This window comes from Chitinispirillales bacterium ANBcel5, assembly GCA_029688955.1.
Lineage (GTDB): Bacteria > Fibrobacterota > Chitinivibrionia > Chitinivibrionales > Chitinispirillaceae > Cellulosispirillum > Cellulosispirillum alkaliphilum.
The window spans coordinates 1-1,214 of the sequence record JARUKZ010000109.1 but is presented as its reverse complement, the minus strand read 5'-3'; the positions used below and the strand labels follow the sequence as shown (position 1 = coordinate 1,214).

3 protein-coding genes are annotated in these 1,214 nt (G+C 42.4%); 1 reads left to right on the top strand and 2 read right to left on the bottom strand.

From position 1 onward, the window contains the following. Both QA601_18935 and QA601_18930 read right to left on the bottom strand, forming a co-directional pair. Window positions 1–389, bottom strand: a 389-nt coding sequence (locus tag QA601_18935) for a hypothetical protein (GenBank protein MDG5817177.1), incomplete at its 3' end; no start/stop codon positions are given. After that, complete coding sequence (locus QA601_18930; GenBank protein MDG5817176.1) at window positions 386–520, bottom strand: hypothetical protein; 135 nt, start codon at window positions 518–520, stop codon at window positions 386–388. The genes QA601_18930 and QA601_18935, both read right to left, overlap by 4 nt. 403 nt (window positions 521–923) lie before the next feature. Here QA601_18930 and QA601_18925 point away from each other — a divergent pair, with 403 nt between their 5' ends. Beyond that, complete coding sequence (locus tag QA601_18925; protein ID MDG5817175.1) at window positions 924–1,109, top strand: hypothetical protein; 186 nt, start codon at window positions 924–926, stop codon at window positions 1,107–1,109. Window positions 1,110–1,214 lie beyond the last annotated feature (105 nt).

The following is a 1,214-nucleotide window of genomic DNA, read 5'->3' as shown; positions in this document are numbered from 1 at the left end:
TGCGACACGGTATCATGCGACACGGTATCATGCGACACGGTATCATGCGCTCCGGTATCATGCGCTCCGGTATCATGCGCTCCTGCGGAAAAAGCAGAATCAGGATTGTTGTTTGTTACCATGAGGGCGGTGATGCCAATAATGGCATGGATATGATTGGGCATTATTTGAAAAGAATCCAATATAGCCATCGGGAATCGTTTGGGTAATCCGAACCATACGGACCGAACCATTTTTCCCGCATCGTTTAATATCATCTGTCCGTTTTCAATTTTGCCAAACCGATGGATTCTATTTTGTGTGAGGATGGTTATGAAATAATATCCCGGTCGGGAATAATCGTATCTCTTTAAACGCAACGCTTTTCTATTGGGCAGTTTATTAATCATAGTATTTGCTCCATTGGCGCAGCCCACTTTGACAAAGGAAGGCTTCGTAGTTTAGCGTTGTTTGAGACCTTCCCGGCTCGGTCTCTACCATCTGGTCGTGGATAAGCATGAATAGAATTGGTTTGGAACATGATAAATCCTTTTGCCTTAGTGTTTTTGATTATTACAGGCAGAGCCGAAATAAACTAGACATGCAAGTCTGATGTATGAAACGGAAAAATTTAGCATTGCAACTGAAAAGAGAGTTTTTCTATAAGTGAAATAAGTTTTGAGTGAGGCATAGTCAATGGTTCGAAAAAAAAGTACCATTATGAAAACAAAGCCTCTATGGTGGCTATGTAAGTAACTACAAAAACAGATCGAGCTTTTGAATTTGACATGTTCATTGAGCCCTGAAAAAAATGTGCTGTACCAGGCCATTAGAAATTATCGACATCCCGGCTGAATAGTCGACAATCGGCGATTTTGTCGCTGTGTAATATAACGAACCTGCAATTTGGGCACAGACTTAAGTCACTGGAACTGCAGTATCCTTTGAACCCCACTATAAACAGCAAACAGCTTGGAACATGCCCCAAAACGCTTGGAACATGGGTCAAACATCTTGGAACATGGGTCAAACATCTTGGAACATGGGTCAAACATCTTGGAACATGGGTCAAACATCTTGGAACATGGGTCAAACATCTTGGAACATGGGTCAAACATCTTGGTTTTTAGCATGTTCCAAGCTGCACGGGGCATGTTCCAAGCAAAACAGGGTATGTTCCAAGCAAAACAGGGCATGTTCCAAGCAAAACAGGGCATGTTCCAAGCAAAACAGGG